Annotated in this window: 4 protein-coding genes; 1 reads left to right on the top strand and 3 read right to left on the bottom strand. The window is 72.5% G+C overall.

The window, feature by feature from the left end; translation table 11 throughout:
* The first annotated feature begins 34 nt into the window (after positions 1 to 34).
* Complete coding sequence (locus HMPREF3105_RS04555) at positions 35 to 940, top strand: alpha/beta hydrolase family protein (RefSeq protein ID WP_020624651.1); 906 nt, start codon at positions 35 to 37, stop codon at positions 938 to 940.
* Between the two features lie 154 nt (positions 941 to 1,094).
* On the opposite strand, the gene adhP is transcribed toward HMPREF3105_RS04555, so the two are convergent.
* From adhP to HMPREF3105_RS04540, 3 genes are all read right to left on the bottom strand, one after another.
* The gene (gene adhP / locus HMPREF3105_RS04550; RefSeq protein ID WP_070708863.1) at positions 1,095 to 2,126 is read right to left on the bottom strand and encodes an alcohol dehydrogenase AdhP; all 1,032 of its coding nucleotides are present in this window, start codon (positions 2,124 to 2,126) and stop codon (positions 1,095 to 1,097) included.
* Positions 2,127 to 2,180: 54 nt separating this feature from the next.
* The gene (locus HMPREF3105_RS04545; RefSeq protein ID WP_070708862.1) at positions 2,181 to 3,704 is read right to left on the bottom strand and encodes an acetaldehyde dehydrogenase ExaC; all 1,524 of its coding nucleotides are present in this window, start codon (positions 3,702 to 3,704) and stop codon (positions 2,181 to 2,183) included.
* 122 nt (positions 3,705 to 3,826) lie between these two features.
* Positions 3,827 to 4,474, bottom strand: a 648-nt coding sequence (locus tag HMPREF3105_RS04540; protein ID WP_141762429.1) for a helix-turn-helix domain-containing protein, incomplete at its 5' end; no start/stop codon positions are given.

The raw sequence follows: 4,474 nt of genomic DNA, 5'->3' as shown, positions 1-4,474 counted from the left end.
CAACGTCATGCCCTCCTACACCTAGGGTGGCGGCGTGACGCAGACCCCCTCCACCCCCGTGCGCCTCCGCGCCCGCGACGGCTTCGTGCTCGCGGCCCGCCACTTCGCCCCCACGACGACGACGCCCCCGGCCCGGCCCGCCGGCGCGGTGGTGATCGCCTCGGCGACCGGGGTGAAGGCCACGTACTACCGGCGCTACGCGGAGTTCCTCGCCGGCCACGGGTTCCACGCGGTCACGTTCGACTACCGGGGCGTCGGGGAGTCCCGTGAGCCGTTCGCCGTGGCGCGGCGGGCGCGGTGGGCGGACTGGGGCGCCCTCGACGCGGACGCCGTGCTCGGCTGGGCCCGGACGCGCCTGCCCGGCCCCCTCCTGACGGTGGGCCACAGCTACGGCGGGTTCGGCATCGGGCTCGCGGACGAGGCGCGGCATGTGGCCCGGCACGTGGCCGTCGGCGGGCAGCACGCCCACTGGCGGGACTACCGGGCGCGGCCGGGGCGTGCACGGATGTGGGCGCGGTGGCACGCGGCGATGCCGGCGATCACGCTGGCCCGCGGGCACTTCCCGGGGCGGCGGCTCGGCTGGCTCGAGGACCTGCCGCGCGGGGTCGCCCTGGACTGGGCGCGCAGTCGCCGCGACTTCACCGCGAGCGCCCGCACCGGCGCCGGCCGGGACGAGCTGCGCCGTCGTCTGGCCGCGTTCACGGCGGACGCGCTGATCGTGGCGCCCGTGGACGACGACTTCGGCACCGACGCCGCCCTCGACCGCGCGGACGCCTACTCGCCGGGTCGGCAGACGGTGCGCTGGCGGGTGCGGCCGGAGGAGCTCGGTGTCGCGGAGATCGGGCACTTCGGACTGTTCCACGCGCGGTTCGCGCCGGCCTTCTGGCCGGCCACGCTGGAGTGGCTGCGCGACGGCGTCGCCCCGGCCGCGGCCCGCTGAGGCTCGCGCACCGGAATCGCTGCGGCCCGTCCCGTCCCCGCTACGACGACGGCGGCCGCCCCGGCCCGGGTCTCCGGGCGGGACGACCGCCGTCGCACTGGTGCGCGTGATGTGTCGATACTACCCCGCGCCCAGCCGACGCCCAGGCGACACGTCAGTCCTGCATCGCGTAGTCGATGACGACGCGGCCCTCGATCTTGCCGTGGCGCATCTCGTCGAACACGTCGTTGATCTCGGTGAGCGGGCGGGTGTGGAACGTCGGGTGGATCTTCCCGGCCTCGTAGAACTCGAGTGCCTCGACCATGTCCTGCCGGGTGCCCACGATCGAGCCGCGGATGGTCAGGCCCTTGAGGACGATGTCGAAGATCGGCGCGGGGAAGTCGCCCGGGGGCAGGCCGTTGAACACGATGGTGCCGCCGCGGCGGGTCATCGCGATGGCCTGGCCGAACGCCTGCGGGTGCACGGCCGTGACGAGCACGCCGTGGGCGCCGCCGATCTTCTCCTGGATCTCCACGGAGGGGTCCGCGACGTTCGCGTTCACGGTCAGCTCCGCGCCGTGCCGGGAGGCGAGCGCCAGCTTGTCGTCCGCGACATCCACGGCCACCACGCGCATGCCCATCGCCACGGCGTACTGCACCGCGATGTGCCCCAGGCCACCGATGCCGGAGATCACGACCCACTGCCCGGGCCGCACCTCGGTCTGCTTCAGCCCCTTGTACACCGTGACGCCGGCGCACAGGATCGGGCCGACCTCCATCGGGTCCGCGCCCTCGGGGATCAGGGGCGCGTAGCGGGCGTCCACGAGCATGTACTCGCCGAAGGACCCGTTCATGGAGTAGCCGCCGTTGATCTGCTCCTCGCACAGGGTCTCCCACCCGGTGCGGCAGTACTGGCAGTGGCCGCACGCGCCCCACAGCCACGCGTTGCCGACCATGTCCCCGACCTTGAGGTTCTCGACGTCGGGCCCGACCTCCTCGACGATGCCCACGCCCTCGTGGCCCGGGATGAACGGCGGGGTCGGCTTCACCGGCCAGTCACCCTCCATCGCGTGCAGGTCCGTGTGGCAGACGCCCGAGGAGATGAGCTTCACGAGCGCTTGGTGCTGGCCGGGCGTCGGGCGCTCGACCTCCTGGACGTCGGCCTCTGTGCCGAACTGGGTGACGACGGCTGCCTTCATCGTGGTCATGGGGGATCACCTTTCGTGGGATGGGGAGGGGGGTCGTGCGGTGCCGGCACCGGCTCAGAAGAACCCGAGCTTGTCCTCGGAGTAGGAGACGAGCAGGTTCTTGGTCTGCTGGTAGTGGTCGAGCATCATCAGGTGGTTCTCGCGGCCGATGCCGGAGGACTTGTACCCGCCGAACGCGGCGTGGGCCGGGTAGGCGTGGTAGTTGTTCACCCACACGCGACCGGCCTGGATCGCCCGGCCCGCGCGATAGGCGGTGTTGCCGTTCCGGGACCACACGCCGGCGCCGAGCCCGTAGAGCGTGTCGTTGGCGATCCGCATGGCGTCGTCGAAGTCGGTGAACGTGGTCGTCGAGACCACCGGCCCGAAGATCTCCTCCTGGAAGATGCGCATCGAGTTGTCCCCGCGGAAGATCGTGGGCTGCACGTAGTAGCCGCCGGCCAGTTCGCCCTCCATCTCGGCGCGGGCGCCGCCGATCAGCACCTCGGCGCCCTCCTGACGGCCGATGTCCAGGTAGGAGGTGATCTTCTCGAGCTGGTCGTTGGAGGCCTGGGCGCCCATCATCACGTCTGTGTCGAGCGGGTTGCCGGTGACGATGCGCGAGGTCCGCTCCACGACGGCGTCGAGGAATTTCTCCGCGATCGACTCCTGCACAAGCGCACGCGACGGGCACGTGCAGACCTCGCCCTGGTTCAGCGCGAACAGGGTGAAGCCCTCCTGCGCCTTGTCCCAGTAGGCGTCGTCGTCCGCCATGACGTCCTCGAAGAAGACGTTGGGCGACTTGCCGCCCAGCTCCAGGGTCACCGGGATGATGTTCTCCGAGGCGTACTGCATGATCAGCCGGCCCGTCGTCGTCTCACCCGTGAACGCGATCTTGCGGATGCGCGGCGACTGCGCGAGCGGCTTGCCGGCCTCGAGGCCGAAGCCGTTGACCACGTTGACGACGCCGGCCGGCAGCAGGTCCGCGATCAGCTCGATGAACACCATGATCGAGGCCGGGGTCTGCTCGGCGGGCTTGATCACGACGGCGTTGCCCGCGGCCAGCGCGGGCGCCAGCTTCCACACCCCCATCAGCAGCGGGAAGTTCCACGGGATGATCTGGCCGACCACGCCGAGCGGCTCGTGGAAGTGATAGGCGACGGTGTCCTCGTCCACCTGGGACAGGCCGCCCTCCTGCGCGCGGATCGCGCCGGCGAAGTACCGGAAGTGGTCGATGGCCAGCGGCAAGTCCGCGTTGAGGGTCTCCCGGACGGCCTTGCCGTTGTCCCAGGTCTCCGCGACCGCCAGCATCTCGAGGTTCTCCTCCATGCGTTCCGCGATGCGGTGCAGCACGAGCGCCCGCTCGGCCGCCGAGGTGGCGCCCCAGGCCGGGGCGGCCTTCCAGGCGGCGTCGAGGGCGACGTCGATGTCCTCGGCCGTGCCGCGGGCGACCTCGCAGAACACCTTGCCCGTCACGGGCGTGACGTTCTCGAAGTACTGGCCCTTGACCGGGGGTGTCCACTCTCCTCCGATGAAGTGCTCGTAGCGGGACTTGAACTCGACCTTGGCGCCCTCGGTGCCCGGGAATGCGTAGACGGTCATGGTGCTGGCTCCTTTGCCTGCGGTTGCCTCGGCGCCGGGTGGCGCCCTGCCGTGGCTGTGACGCTAGTCACAAGGAGGTTGCACGGAGGTTGCAGCCGGGCGCGGGTGAGGGGCGGGCCGGGTCAGGCCAGGTCCCGCTCGATCCGCTCGAGCGTGGCCACGGCGAGCGCCCGCCGCGGCGAGTCCGCCGGCAGCAGACGCAGGGCGGCGCCCCAGAGCTCGACGTCGTCGCGGGCCTCGGGGCGGCCCAGGTAGGCCCAGAGCTGTTCGACATCCGCGTCCTGGGCGACGGCCTCGCGCAGCGCCTCCCCCAGCTCCGCGCGGATCGAGGCGACACCGGGGGACGCCGACCGCGGCAGCACCGGCCCGGCCGCCGCGTGCAGCGCACGGTCCAGATCCCCGGCGCGCAGCGCCTCCCGCGCGCACAGCAGGTCCGCGTGCACCTCCCCCACGAGCCGGTACGGCCGGGACAGCAGTGCCACCGGCGCCCCCACGTCCCGCAGCGCCCGGCGGAGTCGATGCACCTCGGCGCGCAGCGAGATGGCGCGGGCGGGGGAATCGCCCGGCGCGGGCCGGGGCCCGGCGGTCTCCTCCGGATACAGCGCGACCTCGAGCTCGGCGCCGGTCAGGCCCGGGCCGTGCCACGCGAGGAGGGTGAGGATCTCGGCGTGCCGGCCGGTGAGCTCGACCCCGTCCAGCGTGGGCGGCAGGTGGCCGGTGACGCGCAACAGGCCCGCGGCGGCGTCGTGGCGGTGCGGCGCGGCGGCGGG

It is taken from the genome of Micrococcus sp. HMSC31B01, assembly GCF_001816085.1.
Classification (GTDB): domain Bacteria; phylum Actinomycetota; class Actinomycetes; order Actinomycetales; family Micrococcaceae; genus Micrococcus; species Micrococcus luteus.
The sequence above is the reverse complement of the archived record's forward strand: the minus strand, read 5'-3'. Positions and strand labels throughout refer to the sequence as shown.

Excerpts from the sequence above, each read along its gene's own strand:
- adhP (WP_070708863.1), bottom strand. The coding sequence starts at position 2,126 with ATGACCACGATGAAGGCAGCCGTCGTCACCCAGTTCGGCACAGAGGCC.
- HMPREF3105_RS04545 (WP_070708862.1), bottom strand. The coding sequence starts at position 3,704 with ATGACCGTCTACGCATTCCCGGGCACCGAGGGCGCCAAGGTCGAGTTC.